Source organism: Bradyrhizobium sp. SZCCHNRI3052, from assembly GCF_032484895.1.
Classification (GTDB): domain Bacteria; phylum Pseudomonadota; class Alphaproteobacteria; order Rhizobiales; family Xanthobacteraceae; genus Bradyrhizobium.
In genome coordinates this window covers 110,504-131,039 of record NZ_JAUETW010000009.1, presented here as the reverse complement: position 1 = coordinate 131,039, position 20,536 = coordinate 110,504, and the positions used below count along the sequence as shown (strand labels likewise).

Here is a 20,536-nt window from a genome sequence, read left to right as displayed (position 1 = left end):
CCGCGAGCTAATCGACACGAACGACGTGGATGCACGGCACGAGGCCGGGCATGACCACCGGGAAGATTTCAGGGAGGCACGCCATGAACATGAACATCATGAACGTCGACTACTCGACCAAGATTCCGAACAACGTGAATCTCGCCGAGGACCGCCAGGTCCTCAAGGCGCTGGAAGGCTGGCATCCCGGCTACGTCGACTGGTGGAACGACATGGGCCCCGAGGGCTTCCAGCAGTCGCTGGTGTACTTGCGCACGGCCTATTCGGTCGATCCGCGCGGCTGGGCGAAGTTCGATTACGTCAAGATGCCCGACTATCGCTGGGGCATCCTGCTGGCTCCGCAGGAAGAGGATCGCAAGATCCCGTTCGGCGAGCACTATGGCGAACCGGCCTGGCAGGAGGTTCCCGGCGAATATCGCGCGCTGATGCGCCGCCTGATCGTGATCCAGGGCGACACCGAGCCGGCCTCGGTCGAGCAGCAGCGCCATCTCGGCAAGACGGCGCCGTCGCTCTACGACATGCGCAACCTGTTCCAGGTCAACGTCGAGGAGGGCCGTCACCTCTGGGCGATGGTCTACCTGCTGCAGAAATATTTCGGCCGCGACGGCCGCGAGGAGGCCGACGAGCTGCTGCGCCGCCGGTCGGGCGATGCGGACAGCCCGCGCATGCTCGGCGCCTTCAACGAGAAGACGCCGGACTGGCTGTCGTTCTTCATGTTCACCTACTTCACCGACCGCGACGGCAAGATGCAGCTGCACTCGCTCGCGCAGTCCGGCTTCGATCCGCTGTCGCGCACCTGCCGCTTCATGCTGACGGAGGAGGCGCATCACATGTTCGTCGGCGAGACCGGCGTCGGCCGCGTCATCCAGCGCACGGTCGAGGCGATGCGCGAGGCCGGGATCGACGATCCCACCGACATCGCCAAGGTCCGCGCGCTGGGCGTGATCGACCTGCCGACCATCCAGAAGAAGTTGAACCTGCACTACACGCTGTCGCTCGACCTGTTCGGCTCGGAGGTCTCGACCAACGCGGCCAATGCCTTCAATGCCGGCATCAAGGGCCGCTATCACGAGACCCAGATCCAGGACGATCACCAGCTCAAGAACTCGACCTATCCGGTGCTCAAGCTGGTCGACGGCGAGATCAAGCGGGTCGACGAGCCGGCGCTGACCGCGCTCAACATGCGCCTGCGCGACGACTATTCGCAGGACTGCGTCAAGGGCCTGCTGCGCTGGAACAAGATCATCACGACCGCAGGCTACGACTTCCAGCTCAAGCTGCCGCATACCGCCTTCCACCGCGCCATCGGCGAGTTCAAGGACGTCCATGCGACGCCCGACGGCATCCTGATCGACGAGGGCACGTGGGCGAAGCGCAAGGGCGACTGGCTGCCGTCGGCCGACGACGGCGCCTACATCTCCTCGCTGATGAAGCCGGTCACCGAGATCGGCGAATACGCCTCGTGGATCGCGCCCCCGAAGGTCGGGATCGACAACAAGCCGGGTGACTTCGAGTACGTGAAGATCGAGACTTGATGAGAGGCGAATAGCGAGTTGCGAGTAGCGAATAGGGGAAGTAGCCTATTCGCTATTCGCTATTCGCTATTCGCTATTCGCTATTCGCTATTCGCCCTTCTCAGCTGTCCCATCCCGCACCCGGAATGCCCGGGTTCGCGTAGACGATGCCGCCATCGACCGCGATCGTATTCCCCACCACGTAGTCGCCCGCGCGCGAGGCGAGGAAGATCGCCGTGCCAGCCATGTCCTCGTCGGTGCCGATGCGCCCAGCGGGCACGCGCGAGGCGACCTCGTCGGCGTTGTCGCGCGCGGCCTTGTTCATGTCGGACTTGAACGGTCCGGGCGCGATCGCGGTCACCACGATGTGGTCCTTGATCAGCTTGGCCGCCATGCGCCGCGTCAGATGGATCAGGCCGGATTTGCTCGCCGCATAGGAATAGGTCTCGAGCGGGTTGACGAAGATGCCGTCGATCGAGGCGATGTTGATGACCTTTGCCGGCCGTTCGGCGCTGGCCGCCGCACGCAAGGGAGCTGCGAGCGCCTTGGTCAGGAAGAACGGCGTCTTGAGGTTGAGGTTCATCACCTTGTCCCAGCCGCTCTCCGGGAATTCGTCGAAGTCGGCGCCCCATGCTGCGCCGGCATTGTTGACGAGGATGTCGAGCTTGGGCTCGCGCTTCTTGATCTCGCCCGCGAGCGTCTCGATGCCGGCCATCGTCGAAATGTCGATCGGCAGCGCGACGCATTCGCCGCCATATTCCGTCGTCAGTGCCTTGGCGGTCGCCTCGCAGGGCCCGGCCTTGCGCGCGGTGATGTAGACCCTCGCCGCGCCATGCGCGAGCAGGCCGGATGCGATCATCTTGCCGATGCCGCGCGAGCCGCCGGTGACGAGCGCGACGCGTCCTTCGAGTGAGAACAAGTTCCTGAGCATGAAGCCTCCCTTTCCTTATGTCATGCGCGCTTGTGAGCGGGACGCGCCAGCACGTCAAGTGAGACGCAGTCGCACGAATTCGCCGCAATTCAATCGGAGGGCAACGTTATGGCGGGGCTATGCCGCGTCGATGCGGCGAAAGCCGTTCCACATCGCGGTGGCCGCGCCCGAGGTCAGCACCGGCAGCACGCGGGCGTGCTGGTAATGGCCGTTCAGCGAGACGCGCGACAGGGCCGTGAGATGATCGGCGCTTTCCGCGAAGATCATGCCGGGCCGGGTGGTGACGGCGGTCTTGTAGCCGCTCGCGGCCGCCAGCACGAATTCGCGCTGGGAAGCGGCGGCGCGGTCGCCGTAGGGGTAGGCCATGTGCAGCACCGGCCGCTGCAACTCGTTCTCGATTCGAGCACGGCTGTCGGCGATCTCGATGCGCGCCGTCTCCTCGGTCTGCTTGGCGAGATTGCAGTGACTGATCGAATGCGCGCCGATCGAGATCAGCGGCTCAGTCGACAGCGCCCGGAGCTCGTCCCAGGACAGGCAGAGCTCACGGCAGATCGAGGCCTCGTCGACGTCGTAGCGCGCGCACAGCGCGCTGATCTCACGCCGGACGTCGTGCTCGCCCGGCAGTGCGCGCAGCCAGTCGTGCAGGCGCTGGAACGTCACGCATTTGGCGGCCGGCGTCGATGCATCGAGCTGCAGCGACAGCCCGCCGATCTCGATGTCGATCGCGTCAGTCTTGGCGACCAGCCGCTCCAGCGTCACCCACCAGAGCCGACCCAGTCCCGATGCGAAATCGCTCGTCACATAGATGGTGAACGGCGCATCGAACTCGCGCATGACAGGCAGCGCGAAATCGCGATTGTCGCGATAGCCGTCGTCGAAGGTGAAGCAGGCGAAGCGGCGCGAGAAGTCCTTCGCCACCAGTCGGCTGTGCAACTCGTCGAGGGTAATGATCTCGATGTCGTGGTCGCGCAGGTGCGACAACATCTCGCGCAGGAAATCCGGCGTGACCTCGAGGTGACAATTGGGCTGGAAATCGGCGTCGCGGGGCGGCCGCACATGATGCAGCGTATAGATCGCACCCACGCCCGAGAAGATCGGGCGCAGCCAGACATGCGCGCCGCTCAGATACAGCGCTTCCAGGCCGGCACGGATAAAGGTTTTGCGAAATCGCCTCATCTGAAATATGCGGCCCGGTGAGTGTCGGGACAAGGTTACCGACGAATGATTGAAGAAAACCTTAGCCTGCGGTCACAACGTACCGTGCGGCGCTCCTCATTTCCGGTTTGACAGGCATGCAAGGGTTTGTTTTCTCTCTGCTTCCTCGATGCGACGGATGACGAATGCGCGGACTTTTCAGGTGGAGCGGGAAATGGTGGCCTGGCGTCATTCCGCTGATCGTGCTTTGGGGCCTCGCGGCCTGGACCAGCACCGTTCCCCTGGAGAATGATCTCGCCGGACGCAGTTCGGCCGTCCTGACGGGGGCGGTGCTCGACAGGACAAGCATCACGGTGGACGGCCGCGATGTCTCGCTGCGCGCCAATGCGTTTTCCGAGGCCGGACGCCGCGATGCGGTTGCTGCGGTCGACGGCGTGGCCGGCGTGCGGCTCGTCAACGACGAGACGCGGCTGGTCCCCGAGGCCAAGCCCTTCGTCTGGTCGGCCGAGCGCGACGTCGTCCGGGTGACGCTGGGCGGCAGCGCGCCGCTGCCCGCCTCGAAGGGCAAGCTGATGGACGCGACCCGGGCGGCGTTGCCGGGCGTGGAGGTCGCGGATCAGATGGGCCTGGCGCGCGGCGCGCCGGCGCGCTTCGAGGATGTGGCGCTGCTGCTGATCGGCCAGATCGCCAAGCTGAAGGACGGCAAGTTCACGATCTCCGACGGCGACGTCACATTGTCCGGCATGGCGCGCGAGCTCGGCGGCCGCGAGGCGATCGCGGCCGCGCTCGGAAAGCTGCCGGACGGCTTCAAGGTCGCCAGCAACGAGGTCAAGGCGCCGCCCTATGTCTTCCAGGCCTACAAGGACCCGGTCGCGGTCACCGTGACGCTTGCAGGCAACGTTCCCGACGAGAACATCCACGCCGTCGTCGTCGGCTCTTCATCGCGCAAATTCTTCAGCGAGAAGGTCGTCGACAATCTCAAGAACAGCCTCGGCGCGCCAACCAATTTCGTGAATGCGGTGGTGCCGGCGCTGGGCGCCTTGTCACGGCTGTCGACCGGCACGCTGGTGGTGTCCGACCGTGACATCAAGATTTCCGGTGATGCGCTTTACGACGCCGCAGCGGCCCAGATCCGGACCGGGCTCGCCAAAGATGTCCCACAGGGCTGGCAGGTGAAGGCCGACATCACGGTGAAGCCGGCAGCCGCCCCGGTCGATCCCACGGTGTGCCAGCAGCTGTTCTCCGACCTGCTCGGCAAGGCCAAGATCCGGTTCGAGACCGGCCGCAGCGACCTCGACAGGGATTCCACCGGTCTGCTCGACCGCCTCGTCGAGATCGCGTTCCGCTGTCCCTCCGCCAATGTCGAGATCATCGGGCACACCGATGCCGACGGCGACTCTGCCGCCAATCAGGTGCTGTCGCAGAAGCGCGCCCAGGCGGTGGTCGATTATCTGGTCAAGGCCGGACTGCCGGCCGACCGTTTCAGCGCGATCGGCTATGGCAGCACCCAGCCGGTCGCCGCCAACGACACCGCCGACGGCCGGGCGCAGAACCGGCGCATCGAATTCGTGGTGAGGTAACGTCATGGCCTATCTCGTTGCCTTTCACTGGGGCTGGCTGGCCGGCGCATTCGCCATCGGGCTGGCGATGGGCTGGGTCGCCGTGGTGCATCGCGCCCCGCGCGTGTCGGGCTGGCTGACCTGGCTGCTGGCGGCGCTGGCCGCCGGCCTGGTCGCGACGGCCGTGGCCTGCCTGATTCCCGGCCGGGCCGGCTACTGGCTCGAGCTGCTGCTGATCATGTTCGTGCCCTACCTCGTCGGCTGCGCCATCGGCACCTGGCTTCGGGCGCTGGTGGTGATCCGCAGCATGCGGACGAAATCGACGGCCTGAGACCGCCGCCCCGGACTGCACCCGACGCCATCTGCCGAGACTGCGGCGGCGCGCCCGCCGTCCGCGTGCCCCGGGTCATCGCAACTGCGAGACACGAAGGTTTGACGAGGCGCGAACCTGTCAAACGCGCGGCTCGCGCTTATCGTTGAGCCATGCTGACCCGCCGAACCGCTGGGCGCCCCGGAAGCCCCGGAGATTCGCGTTCCTCACCAAAGTTTAACCTGGGGTTTGCAGGCTGGCGGGGACGTGCGCTGCCCCGCCGTCCTGCATGATGCCTTGTCCGATGCCTTTGCCTGATGTCTTGCCTCATGTGCGGCAAAACGGTGCATCGCATTTCCGCAAAGCCTGCTAAGTATATCCATGTGTACGCTTTTGTTCGCACGCTCCGTGTTCCCCAATGCGTCGAAACGCGCTACGAGGGCGTTGTATGCGCACATGATGCTGCGGCCTCCGGGGCGCGGCGTCCCCGGCCGTCGTGATCGGATCACGGTGAGAGGTGTAGATGCTTGAAGCCATACGCAGAGCGGCCACGTTCCTGCGCGAGAAGCAAGTCCTGCACAAGCTCGGCGTGCTGATCAGCATCGCTGTGATCGCGGTCGCCTGCTACGTCCTCTACCACATGCTGCGCGGCATCGACACCTACGAGGTGCTCGAGGCGATCAAGAGCACGGAGCCGCATCAGATCGCGCTCGCCGCGCTGTTCGTCGCCGCCGGCTATTTCACGCTGACCTTCTACGATCTGTTCGCGGTGCGCGCGATTGGCCACGACCACGTGCCCTACCGCGTCAACGCGCTGGCCGCCTTCACCAGCTATTCGATCGGCCACAATGTCGGCGCCAGCGTCTTCACCGGCGGTGCCGTGCGCTACCGCGTCTATTCGGCCCATGGGCTGAACGCCATCGACGTCGCCAAGATCTGCTTCCTTGCCGGCCTGACGTTCTGGCTCGGCAATGCGGCCGTGCTCGGGCTCGGCATCAGCTATCATCCGGAGGCAGCCGCCTCGATCGACCAGCTGCCGCCCTGGGTCAACCGCATGGTGGCGATCGCGATCCTGGTCGGTCTGTTGGGGTATGTCGCCTGGGTATGGACCAAGCCGCGCGTGGTCGGCCGCGGGCCGTGGACCGTGGTGCTGCCGAGCGGCCCCCTGACCCTGCTGCAGATCGCGATCGGCATCATCGACCTCGGTTTCTGCGCGCTGGCGATGTATGTGCTGGTGCCGGACGAGCCCAATCTCGGCTTCGTCGTGGTGGCCGTGATCTTCGTCTCGGCGACCCTGCTCGGCTTCGCCAGCCATTCCCCCGGCGGGCTCGGCGTGTTCGACGCCGCGATGCTGGTCGGGCTGTGGCAGATGGACCGCGAGGAGCTGCTGGCCGGAATGCTCCTGTTCCGGATGCTGTATTATTTGGCGCCGTTCCTCATTTCTGTAATCTTGCTGACGTTTCGCGAGGTTATCATCAGCACGCGGTCGAAACGGCTGCGGCAGGCCGCGCTCAGCCTCGATCCGGGCCCCCCACCGGAAGCCGCTTTTGTGAGGAAACGCAGCGATTCCGGTGCCTGACGCCAGCTCAAGGGAACAGTAGGACGAGATGGCCCTCGACGCTCCCTCCGACACGCCGCTCTCGATCTTCACCCCCTGGCCGGACCGGCTGCGCCATTCCGCGATCATCCTGCTCGCTGCGGCGCTCGCGCTTGCCGGGCTCGTGCTGCTGGACGAGCTGCTGCCGCTGCGGGCCCTGGCGGTATTCCTGTGTATTTCCGCCGCCGCCCTGGTGCCGTGGCGGCTGCATGGCGCGGTCGCCAAGCGTGAGGAGGAGCGCCACGCCAACCCGGTCGAGGCGCCGGCCGTCAGCGCGGTGGTCGAGGGCATCCCCGATCCCGCCGTGCTGCTCGACCGCGCCGGCCGAGTCATCCACCTCAATGCCGCTGCCGCGCAGCTCGCGCCGGCCCTGCGCAAGGGCGAGCTCGCCCAGTTCGCGCTGCGCACGCCGGAGATCATCACTGCGCTGCGCGAGGCGATCGCCACCACCGAGATCCGCCGTGCCACCTATCACGATCACGTTCCGGTCGATCGCTGGATGGAGCTGATCATCACGCCGGTGCCGGTGCCGACGGCGTTCGGCGGCACGGACAAATGCATGCTGATGACGTTCCACGATCTGACCCCGCTGCGCCGGGTCGAGGAAATGCGCGCCGACTTCGTCGCCAATGCGAGCCACGAGCTGCGCACGCCGCTGGCGGCGCTCTCGGGCTTCATCGATACGCTGCAGGGGCCGGCCAAGGACGATCCGAAGGCGCGCGAGCGCTTCCTCGGCATCATGCACATCCAGGCGACGCGCATGGCGCGGCTGATCGACGATCTGCTGTCGCTGTCACGGGTGGAGCTGTCGGCGCATGTCCAGCCCCACGCCATGGTCGACGTCGTCCCCATCATCCGCCAGGTCACCGACGGGCTGGAGTCGCTGGCGCGCGAGCGCCAGGTGGTGATCGAGACCAGCCTGCCGGACGTGCCGGTGACGATCGCCGGCGACCGCGAGGAGCTGCTGCGCGTGTTCGAGAACCTGATCGAAAACGCGCTGAAATACGGCGCCTCGGGCGGGCGCGTGATCGTCTCGCTGGAGCAGGCCGTCTCCGCCGAGAACGCGCCGGAGATCCGGGTCAAGGTGCGCGATTTCGGCCCCGGCATCGCGCCCGAGCATCTGCCGCGCCTGACCGAGCGCTTCTATCGCGTCGATGTCGGCGACAGCCGCGCGCAAGGCGGCACCGGGCTCGGCCTCTCCCTGGTGAAGCACATCCTCAACCGCCATCGCGGCCGGCTGCTGATCGAAAGCGTGCCGCGCAACGGTGCCGCCTTCACGGCGTGCTTTCCGCAGTCGAAGCCGGCGCGGGGCGCCTGATCGCCCGTCGCATCTGCGGCCCGGCGCGGGCCGGGCTCACGTCCATGGTCGTTGTGAGTTGAGGCCGCCGGAGATCCCAGGGCGATGCGGAGCATCCTCATCGCCCGTCGCGGCCAACTTCCTCAGCGCGTGGTCGACTTCGCCGGCTGGCGGCGGCGGTCGGCCGCGGGCTGATAGGCGACGCGCGAATGCTGCGCGCAATAGGGCAGACCGGAAAGCGCCTTGCCGCCGCAGAAGAAGAAATCCGCGCTTGAGGGATCGCCGACCGGCCAGTGGCAGGTCGCCTCGTTGAGCTCCAGCAGCGACAGCCGCTGGTTCATCGGCACGACGTTGTCGAATGCAACCGGATCGGGCTCCGCCTCAACCTCGAAAACCTGTGCGAGCGCCGTGTTGCCGCGCGCCACCGGGCGCGCCACCCGCATCATCGGCTGTGCCGGGCGGGCCGCCTTGCGCTGGCGCGGTGCCGCGGTGGCCGGGCTCTTGGCGCGGCCGGACAGGCCCAGCCGGTGCACCTTGCCAATCACGGCGTTGCGCGTCACGTTTCCGAGTTCCGCGGCGATCTGGCTGGCCGACAGTCCGGCTTCCCAGAGTTTTTTCAGTTGCTCGACGCGATCGTCGGACCAGGTCAATACGGTCATCGAACCTTTCCCTTCGCGTTGCGCCGGCCAATTCCGGGACGGCGCTGCGATGCTGTCTCAAGAAAATCCCTGGCGGCAGAATCCCTTGTCCCTCGCCGGGCACGCGCAAGGCACCCGGACGTTACGCAAACTCAGAGAACTTCGAGAGGGATCAGAACTGCCGCACGAGATGTCGTACTCGACGTTGAAAACGCTACAATATGGCGTGACTCCCGCGCAAGAGTCGGCGGCCGCAGTCCACACATTCCGTGGTTCCCTGTGGCGTGTCTCGAGGCGTGTCAGGCGTCCGGAATCTCACGGGCCGGCCCCCCATGCATCAGCTGACGCGTAGTTGACTCCCACCGCTGCCCGCATACAATAGATGCACGTGCCGCCTTGAAAAGGCGGCACATTTTGTTTTCCAGGGTGGGGTCCCTGATGCGCGATGGCGCCGCGTGGCGCGTGTCTCGGCCGGCCCGTCAGCTCATGTGATCCGCCATGACCAGTGTTGCCGCTACGCATCTCCTCCCCGTATTCGCCCGGGTCGATCTTTCGTTCGAGCGCGGCGAAGGCGCGTGGCTGATCGCGACCAATGGCGACCGTTATCTCGATTTCACCTCGGGCGTCGCAGTCAATTCGCTCGGCCATGCGCATCCGCATCTGGTCAAGGCGCTGCAGGAGCAGGCGGCCAAGCTCTGGCACATGTCGAACCTGTTCAAGAGCCCGGATGGCGAGCGCCTTGCCGCGCGGCTGTGCGAGCAGAGCTTTGCCGACTACGTATTCTTCGCCAATTCGGGCGCGGAGGCGATGGAAGGCGCGATCAAGATCACGCGCAAATATCACGCCGCCAAGGGACATCCCGAACGGTATCGTATCATTACGTTCGAAGGCGCGTTCCACGGCCGCACGCTCGCCACGCTCGCCGCGACAGGTTCGGCCAAATATCTCGACGGCTTCGGTCCGCCGATGGACGGCTTCGATCAGGTTCCGTTCGGCGACATCGAAGCAGTGAAGAAGGCGATCGGTCCGCACACCGCCGGCATCCTGGTCGAGCCGGTGCAGGGCGAGGGCGGCGTGCGCACCGCGCCGCTGCCGTTCTACAAGGCGCTGCGCCAGCTCTGCGACGACAACGGTTTGTTGCTGGTCATCGACGAGGTCCAGACCGGCATGGGCCGCACCGGCGATCTGTTCGCGCATCGCTGGCTCGGCGTCACGCCGGACGTGATGTCGCTGGCCAAGGCGCTCGGCGGCGGCTTTCCCATCGGCGCCGTGCTTGCGACGGCCGAGGCCGCGTCGGGCATGACGCCGGGCTCGCATGGCTCGACCTTCGGTGGCAATCCGCTGGCGGTCGCCGCGGCCAACGCCGTGCTCGACGTGATGCTGGCGCCCGGCTTCTTCGATCACGTCCGCAAGATGTCGTTGCTGTTGAAGCAGAAGCTCGCCGCCGTTCTCGATCGTCATCCCGACATCATCTCCGAGATCCGCGGCGAGGGCCTTCTCATCGGCGTCAAGGCGGTGGTGCCGTCGGGCGATCTGGTCACGGCGCTGCGCGATCAGAAGCTGCTCACCGTCGGCGCGGGCGACAACGTCGTGCGCTTCCTGCCGCCGCTGATCGTCAACGAATCCGAAATCGAACAATCGGTCGAGATGCTCGATCGCGCCTGTGCGGCGCTGTCGGGCGCGCCTGCCAAGCAGGCGGCCGCATCATGAGCAAGACCATGGGCAATACGCCGCGTCATTTCCTCGATCTCACCGAGATGCCGGTGGAGGAGCTGCGCAACGTGCTGGCGCTGTCCAGCGCGATGAAGAAGACCTTGAAGGCGCGCGAGCCGGCGAAGAAGCCGCTCGAGGGCAAGGTGCTGGCGATGATCTTCGACAAGCCGTCGACGCGCACGCGCGTGTCGTTCGACGTCGGCATGCGCCAGCTCGGCGGCGAGGCGATCATGCTGACCGGCACCGAGATGCAGCTCGGCCGCGGCGAGACCATCGCCGACACCGCGCGCGTGCTGTCGCGCTATGTCGACGCCATCATGATCCGCATCCTCAGTCACGAGGCGCTGCTCGAGCTTGCCGCGCATGCCACCGTGCCCGTGATCAACGGCCTGACCCGGCGCTCGCATCCCTGCCAGGTGATGGCCGACGTGATGACCTTCGAGGAGCATCGCGGCTCCATCGAGGGCCGCACCGTGGCCTGGACCGGCGACGACAACAACGTGCTGGCCTCCTGGGCCCATGCCGCCGAGCGCTTCAAGTTCCGGCTCAACGTCGCCACCCCGCCGCAGCTGTCGCCCGGCAAGCCGATGAAGGATTTCATCCGCGCCACCCGGGCCGACATCCATCTCGGCCACGATCCGGAAGTCGCTGTCGCCGGCGCCGACTGCGTCGTCACCGACACCTGGGTGTCGATGGGCGACAAGGATGGCGAGCATCGGCACAATTTGCTCAAGCCCTATCAGGTCAATTCCAAGTTGATGTCGCTGGCGAAGCCCGAGGCGCTGTTCATGCACTGCCTGCCGGCCCACCGCGGCGAGGAGGTCACCGACGAGGTGATCGACGGCCCGCAGTCGGTGGTGTTCGACGAAGCCGAGAACCGCCTGCATGCGCAGAAGGGCATCTTGGCCTGGTGCTTCGGCGAGCGGGCTTAGGGTTCGACGGCGCAATTTCACCGGTGTCGTCCCGGCCTTGAGCCGGGACCCATACCGCGTGATCGAACTGATTTGCAGCTGTGGCCGTTGCTCGGCGTAGTTGGAGCGATCGTGGTTCGTCGGTTACGGCTTAGCGTCGGCGACTACCACCGGCGTTCCTCGATAGCATCCGCGGTATGAGTCCCGGCTCAAGGCCGGGACGACAGCCGGGGATGCCCTTCCATTCGTTTCAATCATCCCCAAATACGCCCCATGACAACCAATCCCCCCGACACCGACATCAACCTCGATACCAGCCGCGCCCCCTCGGCGGTGCCGGTCGACGACGCCGTGCTGCCGTTCGAGGTCGCGGCGCTCGATCTGCGCGGGCGACTGACCCGCATGGGCCCGGCGCTCGACGACATTCTCACCAAGCACGCTTATCCCGCGCCCGTGGGCAAGCTGCTCGGCGAGGCCATCGTGCTGACGACCTTGCTCGGCTCCGCGCTGAAATTCGACGGCCGCTTCATCCTGCAGACCCAGACCGACGGCCCGGTGTCGTTCCTGGTGGTCGACTTCCAGGCACCCGACCGCCTGCGTGCCTATGCCCGCTTCGACGAAGCCCGGCTGGCTGAGGCCAAGGATTCCGGCGGCCTGCTCGGCAAGGGGCATCTGGCGATGACCATCGACCAGGGCGCCGACATGAGCCGCTACCAGGGGCTGGTCGCGCTCACCGGCGGCAGCCTGGAGGAGGCCGCTCATGAATACTTCCTGCGCTCCGAGCAGATCCCGACCCGCGTGCGCCTCGCCGTCGGCGAGGAGTGGAGCGGCGGCAAGCACCGCTGGCGTGCCGGCGGCCTCCTGACGCAATTTTTGCCGCAGGCGCCGGAGCGCTTGCGCCAAGCCGACCTGCATCCCGGCGATGCGCCCGAAGGCACCGAGCTGCATGCGATCGAGGAGGACGAGGCCTGGGTCGAGGGCCAGTCGCTGGTCGCGACCGTCGAGGATATCGAGCTGATCGATCCCGCGCTGTCGGGCGAGCGGCTGCTGTATCGCCTGTTCCATGAGCGCGGCGTGCGCGTGTTCGACCTCGTGCCGCTGCAGGCGCGCTGTTCCTGCTCGCGCGATGCGGTTGCCAACATGCTGAAGAGCTTCTCGCCCCAGGACCGCGCCGACATGGTCAAGGACGACAAGGTCGTCGTCACCTGCGAGTTCTGCTCCTCGGTCTATCACTTCACCCCGCACGAAGCCGGCGTGACGGAGAACTGACTCTGTTGCGCTCGCTCCGCGCGTCGTACCGATCGTGGTCGAGCGACAACCCTCCGTACGTCATCGCGAGCGCAGCGACGCGATCCGCAGTCGCTGCGACAGCTCTGGATCGCGTCGTCGCTTCGCTCCTCGCGACGACGCTTGATAGGCTGCGTCGCACGGCGTCGGAGAAAACGTCGGGAGTTCGTGTGCGCCGGCGATCTCGATTAGTTCGTTGTTGAAAATCGGCTTTCTCGCTGATCGACGCCACATCCATGCCCGTCGCGTTGATCTGTCGCAGCAACAAACCGCTTGTGCCGTCGGGCAAATCACTGGCACATTTCCGCGCGTCTTGCTGCCGCACGAGGGGCGTTTCGCGACCGTCACGGACCGTTGGCAGCGGGATGCGATGGGCGTGCATGGCCGCAGCGTAGTCAGTCTGCGCGGACGAACGGCGATGCACGCACGGTCAAGTCGCGCGGTCCTGATATCCCGATGCTGATATCAACTCACGCTGAAGCTCCGCTTCGCGTTGAGGATGGTGGCCAACAAGCCCGGCGCACCAGGGAGAACGCGAAGCAGCCGTTAAAACCGTCGCGCAGGGAGGGCCGGGTCGTTCCGGCTGGACCTGTGGTACCTGCCGCCTGCATTTTTTTCTGCAGGCGGGCCGCAGGCCTCAGCCGAGGCCCGGCCTTCCCTGCGCCCTCTATTTGCAGAGGGCGGGTGAATGGACAAGGCTCGGGCGCGGGATGCGTCGCGAGAACGATTTCGTGCGGCGCGGGTGCAGGATCTGTCGTATTGCAGCACAAGAGACAGCGAGCAGACGAGACTTGGGGCAAGTCGGACTGCATGCCTTCTCAGCTAGTTCAACACCCGCTTGCCCTCGGGGCTGTCGAGCGAGAAGGCCGGCACGGCGATGTCGAAGTGCTCGCCGCTCTCGCTCTCCATTTGATACGAGCCGGCCATGAAGCCGGACGCGGTGGTGAGCGGGACACCGGAGGTGTATTCGAAGCGCTCGCCCGGCGCGAGCACCGGCTGCTCGCCGACCACGCCCTCGCCGCGGACCTCCTGCTGCCGGCCGATCCCATCGGTGATGATCCAGTGCCGGCTGCGCAGCCGCACCGTCTCCTCCCCGCTGTTGGTGATGACGACGGTATAGGACCAGAACCAGCGGCCATCGGCCACCGACGACTTCTCAGGCAGGAAGTTCGGTTCGACGGTCACTTCGATGTGGCGAGTCACGGCGCGATACATGGTGGCATTGTAGCGGAAACCCGCGCCGGAACCAATCGCGACGCCATCGTGCTTTCAACACAGTTCCGCATTATGGCACAAGAATCGCGGACTTTGTCGGCCGTACGCGCGATCCGTTCCTTGGACTCGGATCGGGCGCGGCAGGCAGCACCCTGGCGGCGATCGACCTGTCCTGCGCCGTGCGATCGCCCACCAGCCGTCCGCCAAGGTCGAAAAACTGGGCACGGCCCAGCTGATAAGTCCTTCATCGCTTGCGTAAAAACTGCGCAGCCCTACATTTCCCCTGCCGGGCCTCGAAGGCTGGCAGCCTTGACGCGGTGCCTGATGACGTCGATTGTCGATCGCCCTGCCGGACCGTCCGCCCCCGCCGCCAGCGCCGCACCCGCGCCGGCTGCGGAGACTGCCGCCGCGGCGAGCGCGGCTGCATCTGCATCTGCATCTGCATCTGCATCTGCATCTGCATCTGCATCTGCATCTGCATCTGCCGTCGCGGCCGCGCCGGCCGTCACCGCTGCACCCGCCACCACCGCTGCGCCTGCGATCACCTTCCCGGCGGTCGGCGAGCGCGAGCTGCGGCTCGACCTGTTTCGCGGGCTGGCGCTATGGCTGATCTTCATCGACCATCTGCCGCCGAACCTGCTGACCTGGTTCACGATCCGCAACTACGGCTTCTCCGACGCCACCGAGATCTTCATCTTCATCTCCGGCTACACGGCGGCATTCGTCTATGGCCGGGCGATGCAGGATGCCGGCTTCATCGTCGCCACCGCGCGCATCCTGCGCCGCGTCTGGCAGATCTACGTCGCCCACGTCTTCCTGTTCACGATCTTCCTTGCCGAGATCTCCTACGTCGCGACCAGCTTCGAGAACCCGCTCTACACCGAAGAGATGGGGATCATGGACTTTCTCAAGCAGCCGGACGTGACGATCGTGCAGGCGCTGATCCTGCGCTTCCGCCCCGTCAACATGGACGTGCTGCCGCTCTACATCGTGCTGATGCTGTTCCTGCCGCTGATCCTGTGGCTGATGCGCTGGCGTCCTGACGTCACGCTCGGGCTCTCGGTCGTTCTCTACGCACTCACCTGGGAGCTCGATCTCTATCTGACGGCCTATCCGAACGGCTTCTGGGCGTTCAATCCGTTCGCCTGGCAGCTCCTGTTCGTGTTCGGGGCCTGGTGCGCGCTCGGGGGTGCCCAGCGCATGTCGCGCATCATCAACTCACCGATCACGCTCGGGCTCTGCGTCGCCTATCTGGTCGCGGCCTTCTGCGTGACCCTGACCTGGTACATTCCGCAGCTCGGCCATCTGATGCCGCGCCGAATCGAGCAGTGGATGTATCCGATCGACAAGACCGACCTTGACGTGTTGCGTTTCGCGCATTTTCTCGCACTCGCAGCACTCACCGTGCACTATTTGCGCAAGGATTGGCCGCTCTTGAAGTCGCCGTGGCTGCGTCCGCTGATTGTTTGTGGGCAACACTCGCTCGAGATCTTCTGTCTTGGCGTGTTTCTGGCGTTTGCGGGCCACTTCGTCCTTGCCGAAGTGTCCGGCGGCGCCATGATGCACGCGGTGATCAGCCTTTGCGGCATCCTCATCATGTGGGGGGTGGCGTCGTTGATTTCGTGGTACAAGCGTGAGGCCGATAAGGGGGCCGCGCGAAAAGGTGCGCGCAGCAACGCCGATCTGGCGGGAGGGGGCTGATGAAGTCCGTCTCGTGGTTAAGGTTGGGTATCGCAGCGCTGGCTGTTTCGCTGGCGGCCTCCGCGCGCGCGGAAGACGCGCCGCAGAACTGCGAGGTGCCGGCCTACCTGCTGACAACCGAGAGCCCGCTCCCGAAGGTTGCAGACGCCGCCAAGAATGGCCGCACGCTGGATATTCTCGTCGTCGGAAGCCGCTCATCCTCCATTGTCAGCACCTCCGACGCAAATGCCTACCCCGCCCGTCTGCAGGCGGCGCTGAAGGACAAGCTGCCGGCCGTCACCGTCAATCTCAGCGTCGAGCTGCAGCCCAAGAAGACGGCCGAGGAGGTCGCGGGCAATCTCGTTAAACTGGTGGAAGGAAAACGGCCTAATTTGGTCATCTGGCAGACCGGCACGGTCGACGCCATGCGGTCGATCGATCCTGATGAGTTCCGGCAGGCGGTCGACGACGGTGTGGCGACGCTGCAGAAGGCGGGAGCTGACGTCGTCTTGATGAACCTGCAATACAGTCCGCGGACGGAAACATTGATCTCCGTGCCGCCCTATGTCGACAACATGCGTGTGGTGGCGCAGCAGCGCGACATCCCGCTGTTCGATCGGTTTGCCATCATGCGGCAGTGGAACGAGCAGGGCGATTTCGACCTGTTCAATCCGACGCACGGGGTCGAGCTGGCCAGGCAGGTTCATGACTGCATCGGCCGGGCGCTGTCGAAGTTCATCATCGACGCGGCGCATATCGGGCCGGCGCAGCAGAACTAGGATTATGTCGTTCATGACGTCGAATGAGTGTCACCGCGTATCCGGGACATGGGAGAAGCTTTCGGCCGTTGCGGTCATTGCCATCGCCCTCGCGCTGAGCCCGCAGAAGGTACGGGCGCAGAGCGCAGCGCCGGCTGCACCCGCCGCGCTTTCCGATGTGAAGAGCTCCGGTCCGAAGCCTCCGTTGATCAGCGAGCTGCGACCGAGCATCGGTCACATTACATTGGCGCAGGCGAACGATCAGATGCGCGGGCCGATCGCCGCGGTGCGCCCGGCGGCCACGACCTCGCCGCCCGCGGCGACGACCGCGCCGGCCATGACCGATGCACAGCCGCCGGCTGCAGCCGGGCAGGCCGTCGCGGCCACGCCGCCGCAATCGCGCAGCATCACCGAGCGGGCGATCGACAAGGTCAAGCAGGTCGCCAAATCGGCCACCGACATCTTCAACCGCGTGCCGTGCCTGCCGCCGAAGGGTGTCGCCAAGAAGAACTTCATTTCGCTGCCGCACGTCGCCAACAAGCTCGCCTCCGGCCTGCCGGTCGTGATCGTCGCCTTCGGCTCATCGTCGACGCAGGGCTTTGGCGCGAGCGCGCCGGACTACACCTATCCGAACCGGCTCGCCGCGCAGTTGCGCCGGCAATATCCCATGGTCGACATCAGCGTCATCAATGCCGGCGTCGGCGGCGAGGATGCGCCGGAGATGATGAAGCGACTGGAGACGTCGGTGATCGACCGGCGTCCGGATCTCGTGATCTGGCAGGTCGGCACCAATGCCGTGCTGCGCGATCTCGATCCGGCCGAGACCGCCAGGCTGGTCGAGGATGGCGTCGCCAAGATCCAGGCGGCGGCCTCCGATGTCGTGCTGGTCGACCTGCAATATTCGCCGCGCGTCAACGAGCGCTCGGAGAACGCCAGCCGCATGAACAAGCTGCTCGGGCGTATTGCCGAGCTGCATCACGCCGGCATCTTCCCGCGCTTCGAGGTGATGCGCGACTGGCACGAGCGCCAGGCGATCCCGATCAACGAGTTCGTGATCTCGGACGGCCTGCACATGAGCGATTGGGGCTATGCCTGCTTCGCCCAGTTGCTCGGCGACGACATCATCCGCTCGGTCGGCCAGGTCAAGCTCGGCATCAACGCACCGGCCGAGGTGCCGACCTATCGGCCGATGTGATCGAGGGCGAGTGGGGAACAGCGAGTAGCGAATAGGGAAAGAGATCCTACTACTCGCTACTCTCTATTCGCCATTCGCTACGCCGCGCTGAGGGCGGCGTCGAGATCCTCGATCAGATCGTCGGCATGCTCGAGCCCGGCGGAGAAGCGGATGAAGCCCTCGCTGATGCCGAGCTCGGCGCGCGCCTCCGGCGTCAGCCGCTGATGCGTCGTCGTCGCCGGGTGCGTGACCAGCGTCTTGGCGTCGCCGAGATTGTTGGAGATGCGCGCGAGCTTGAGCCCGTTGAGCGTGCGGAACGCCGCCGCCTTGCCGCCCTTGACCTCGAAGCCGACCAGGGTCGAGCCGGCGCGCATCTGCTTGCGGACGGTTGCCGCCTGCGGATGGTCCTCGCGGCCCGGATAGATCAGCCGCGAGATCTTCCGATGCGCGGCGAGGAAGTCGGCCACCTTCGCCGCCGTCTCGGTCTGCGCGCGCACGCGCACCGCCAGGGTCTCCAGGCCCTTGAGCAGGACCCAGGCGTTGAACGGCGAGATCGACGGGCCGGTCTGGCGCATGAAATTGTGGATGTGCTCGGCGATGAACGCCTCCGACGACAGGATCACACCGCCGAGACAGCGACCTTGGCCGTCGATGTGCTTGGTCGCGGAATACACCACGACGTCAGCGCCGAGCGCGAGCGGGCTCTGCCAGATCGGGGTGGCGAACACGTTGTCGACGATCAGCCGCGCGCCATGGGCGTGCGCGATCTCGGCGATGGCGGGGATGTCCATCACGTCGAGCGTCGGATTGGTCGGGCTCTCCAGGAAGAACGACTTGGTGTTGGGTCTGACCGCCTTCTGCCACTGGGCGAGGTCGAGCCCATCGACCAGGGTCGACTCGATGCCGTAGCGCGGCAAGAGATCCTCGACCACGTAGCGGCACGAGCCGAACAGCGCCTTGGCCGCGACGACGTGGTCGCCGGCACGGAGGGGAGCCAGGATTGCCGTGGTGACCGCGGCCATTCCGGTTGCGGCCGAGCGGCAGGCCTCGGCGCCCTCGAGCTCGATCATGCGGCGCTCGAACATCGCCGTGGTGGGATTGGAGAAGCGCGAATAGATGAAGCCGGGATCCTCGCCCTTGAAGCGCGCCTCGCATTCCTCGGCGGTGGCGTAGACGAACCCTTGGGTGAGATAGAGCGCCTCGGCGGTCTCGCCGAATTCGGAGCGCAAGGTGCCAGAATGCACCAGCCTCGTTTCGGGACGATAGTGGGCGAACGACGCCGGCGCCTTCGCGGGGGACTTCGACATGTGACCTCCATCGTGGCCACCGCCTTGAGCGATGGGCACAAAAAAACCGGCCTGGGACAAAACCTCAAGGCCGGGATCACATTCGTCCCCGGCCTGTTTAGCGACTTATTTAACGTGGCTGCAAGCCGGCCGGCTCAAATCACCACGGGATAAGTCGTGCTCATAGTCGCAACCGGCCTTTCCGTCAAGCCAGCCATCGGATAACCGGTCAAAAGACCCTATATTGGCTCCATAAGCCGCCGTTCCGGCGCCTGCAAAGGATCAGGTCTTGCCGTTTTCGCTCAGCCCCGACGCCCACGGCATCCTCCCCGATCGCATGATCGTGGCGATGACGGAGGCTGGCCTGATCATCCCCGAATATGATTTCGTCGAGAGCCAGATCCAGCCGGCGAGCCTCGATCTGCGGCTCGGCGACATCGCCTATCGCGTGCGTGCGAGCTTCCTGCCCGGGCCGGGCGCGACGGTCGCCGAGCGCATCGACGAGCTCAAGCTGCACGAATTCGCACTTGCCGACGGCGCGGTGCTGGAGACCAACTGCGTCTACATCGTGCCGCTGTTGGAGAGCTTGGCGCTGCCGAAGGACATCGTCGCGGCCGCCAATCCGAAAAGCTCGACCGGGCGGCTCGACGTGTTCACCCGCGTGATCGCCGACGGCACGCGACGCTTCGACATGATCGGCGCGGGCTATCACGGCCCGCTCTATGCCGAGATCAGCCCGAAGACGTTCCCGGTCCTGCTGCGCGAGGGCTCGCGCCTGTCCCAGGTTCGCTTCCGCTATCGCGACGCGGTCCTGTCGGAGGACGAACTGATCGCGCTGCACCAGGCCGAGCGACTGGTGGATCGCGACGATGCCGATCTCACCGGCGGCGTCGCGCTTTCCGTCGACCTGTCCGGCAGCAATGCGAACGGCAATGTCGGCTATCGCGCCAAGCGCCACACCGGCGTCGTCGACGTCGACCGCCGCGCCGGCTATCCGGTCGAGGAGTTCTGGGAGCCGATCAAGGCACGTCCCGACGGCAGCCTCATTCTCGATCCCGGCGAGTTCTACATCCTGGCCTCCAAGGAGGCCGTGCAGGTGCCGCCGGACTACGCCGCGGAGATGGTGCCGTTCGATCCGCTGGTCGGCGAATTCCGCGTCCACTATGCCGGCTTCTTCGATCCCGGCTTCGGCTATGCCGGCGCCGGCGGGCAGGGCTCGCGCGCGGTGCTCGAGGTGCGCTCGCGCGAGGTGCCGTTCATCCTCGAGCACGGCCAGATCGTCGGCCGTCTCGTCTACGAGAAGATGCTGGCGCGGCCGAATGCGATGTATGGCAGCCGCATCGGCTCCAACTACCAGGCCCAGGGCCTGAAGCTCTCCAAGCATTTCCGTCTCTGAGCGCGGCTGCGTCTGCCGCGCACCCCCAATGCGCCTGCCGCACAGGGCGCGCGCCAGCGCCGTGCTAGGAAAGCGAGAGCAACCGAACGATAACACGGCCGCGGCCTGCGCGGCC

Annotated in this window: 17 protein-coding genes and 1 riboswitch; of the genes, 12 read left to right on the top strand and 5 right to left on the bottom strand. The window is 65.8% G+C overall.

Translation table 11 applies throughout. The annotated features are described in order from the left end of the window. The first annotated feature begins 83 nt into the window (after positions 1–83). Positions 84–1,535, top strand: coding sequence for a benzoyl-CoA 2,3-epoxidase subunit BoxB (boxB, locus tag QW887_RS23615; RefSeq protein WP_315751230.1), 1,452 nt, complete (start codon positions 84–86; stop codon positions 1,533–1,535). A 100-nt stretch (positions 1,536–1,635) separates the two neighbouring features. On the opposite strand, the gene QW887_RS23610 is transcribed toward boxB, so the two are convergent. Together QW887_RS23610 and QW887_RS23605 are read right to left on the bottom strand one after the other, a co-directional pair. Then, positions 1,636–2,445 carry an SDR family oxidoreductase gene (locus tag QW887_RS23610; RefSeq protein ID WP_316173221.1) on the bottom strand — a complete coding sequence of 270 codons (810 nt, stop codon included), beginning with the start codon at positions 2,443–2,445 and terminating at the stop codon, positions 1,636–1,638. A 117-nt stretch (positions 2,446–2,562) separates the two neighbouring features. Beyond that, entirely contained in the window at positions 2,563–3,621 is a 1,059-nt protein-coding gene (locus QW887_RS23605) for a polysaccharide deacetylase family protein (RefSeq protein ID WP_316173220.1), read from the bottom strand. A 164-nt stretch (positions 3,622–3,785) separates the two neighbouring features. Here QW887_RS23605 and QW887_RS23600 point away from each other — a divergent pair, with 164 nt between their 5' ends. From QW887_RS23600 to QW887_RS23585, 4 genes are all read left to right on the top strand, one after another. Further along, a complete protein-coding gene (locus QW887_RS23600) occupies positions 3,786–5,180 on the top strand; it encodes an OmpA family protein (protein ID WP_315751234.1) in 1,395 nt (464 codons plus the stop codon). Between the two features lie 4 nt (positions 5,181–5,184). Beyond that, positions 5,185–5,490, top strand: a complete 306-nt coding sequence (locus QW887_RS23595) for a hypothetical protein (protein ID WP_316195069.1) — start codon at positions 5,185–5,187, stop codon at positions 5,488–5,490. 502 nt (positions 5,491–5,992) lie between these two features. Continuing rightward, a complete protein-coding gene (locus QW887_RS23590; RefSeq protein ID WP_315751236.1) occupies positions 5,993–7,048 on the top strand; it encodes a lysylphosphatidylglycerol synthase domain-containing protein in 1,056 nt (351 codons plus the stop codon). A gap of 28 nt (positions 7,049–7,076) precedes the next feature. Continuing rightward, positions 7,077–8,384 (top strand): ATP-binding protein, encoded by a 1,308-nt coding sequence (locus QW887_RS23585; RefSeq protein ID WP_315717141.1) that lies wholly within the window; start codon positions 7,077–7,079, stop codon positions 8,382–8,384. Between the two features lie 122 nt (positions 8,385–8,506). Here QW887_RS23585 and QW887_RS23580 read toward each other — a convergent pair whose 3' ends face one another. Beyond that, positions 8,507–9,022, bottom strand: coding sequence for a GcrA family cell cycle regulator (locus QW887_RS23580; RefSeq protein ID WP_315717142.1), 516 nt, complete (start codon positions 9,020–9,022; stop codon positions 8,507–8,509). 477 nt (positions 9,023–9,499) lie between these two features. Between QW887_RS23580 and QW887_RS23575 the strand changes: the two genes are divergently transcribed. From QW887_RS23575 to QW887_RS23565, 3 genes are all read left to right on the top strand, one after another. Then, positions 9,500–10,711, top strand: coding sequence for an aspartate aminotransferase family protein (locus tag QW887_RS23575; protein WP_315751238.1), 1,212 nt, complete (start codon positions 9,500–9,502; stop codon positions 10,709–10,711). 8 nt (positions 10,712–10,719) lie between these two features. Further along, entirely contained in the window at positions 10,720–11,646 is a 927-nt protein-coding gene (gene argF / locus QW887_RS23570; protein ID WP_315717175.1) for an ornithine carbamoyltransferase, read from the top strand. A gap of 252 nt (positions 11,647–11,898) precedes the next feature. Then, positions 11,899–12,894 (top strand): Hsp33 family molecular chaperone, encoded by a 996-nt coding sequence (locus tag QW887_RS23565; RefSeq protein ID WP_315717144.1) that lies wholly within the window; start codon positions 11,899–11,901, stop codon positions 12,892–12,894. Positions 12,895–13,734: 840 nt separating this feature from the next. Here the strand turns inward: QW887_RS23565 and apaG are convergent. Further along, entirely contained in the window at positions 13,735–14,127 is a 393-nt protein-coding gene (apaG, locus tag QW887_RS23560) for a Co2+/Mg2+ efflux protein ApaG (protein WP_315717145.1), read from the bottom strand. A 324-nt stretch (positions 14,128–14,451) separates the two neighbouring features. On the opposite strand from apaG, the gene QW887_RS23555 reads away from it, so the two are divergent. The 3 genes from QW887_RS23555 to QW887_RS23545 are packed head-to-tail and all read left to right on the top strand — an operon-like array spanning position 14,452 to position 17,760. Beyond that, the gene (locus QW887_RS23555) at positions 14,452–15,828 is read left to right on the top strand and encodes an OpgC domain-containing protein (RefSeq protein ID WP_316195068.1); all 1,377 of its coding nucleotides are present in this window, start codon (positions 14,452–14,454) and stop codon (positions 15,826–15,828) included. Next, positions 15,828–16,586, top strand: coding sequence for an SGNH/GDSL hydrolase family protein (locus tag QW887_RS23550; RefSeq protein ID WP_316195067.1), 759 nt, complete (start codon positions 15,828–15,830; stop codon positions 16,584–16,586). The genes QW887_RS23555 and QW887_RS23550 overlap by 1 nt, the downstream gene beginning before the upstream one ends. Before the next feature lie 13 nt (positions 16,587–16,599). After that, the gene (locus QW887_RS23545) at positions 16,600–17,760 is read left to right on the top strand and encodes a GDSL-type esterase/lipase family protein (RefSeq protein WP_315751241.1); all 1,161 of its coding nucleotides are present in this window, start codon (positions 16,600–16,602) and stop codon (positions 17,758–17,760) included. Positions 17,761–17,837: 77 nt separating this feature from the next. Here the strand turns inward: QW887_RS23545 and QW887_RS23540 are convergent, their stop codons facing one another. Continuing rightward, complete coding sequence (locus QW887_RS23540) at positions 17,838–19,046, bottom strand: O-succinylhomoserine sulfhydrylase (protein WP_315751242.1); 1,209 nt, start codon at positions 19,044–19,046, stop codon at positions 17,838–17,840. A gap of 76 nt (positions 19,047–19,122) precedes the next feature. Beyond that, positions 19,123–19,202, bottom strand: a riboswitch (SAM riboswitch). 112 nt (positions 19,203–19,314) lie between these two features. Between QW887_RS23540 and QW887_RS23535 the strand changes: the two genes are divergently transcribed. Further along, positions 19,315–20,421, top strand: a complete 1,107-nt coding sequence (locus tag QW887_RS23535) for a 2'-deoxycytidine 5'-triphosphate deaminase (protein WP_315717150.1) — start codon at positions 19,315–19,317, stop codon at positions 20,419–20,421. Positions 20,422–20,536: the final 115 nt, after the last annotated feature.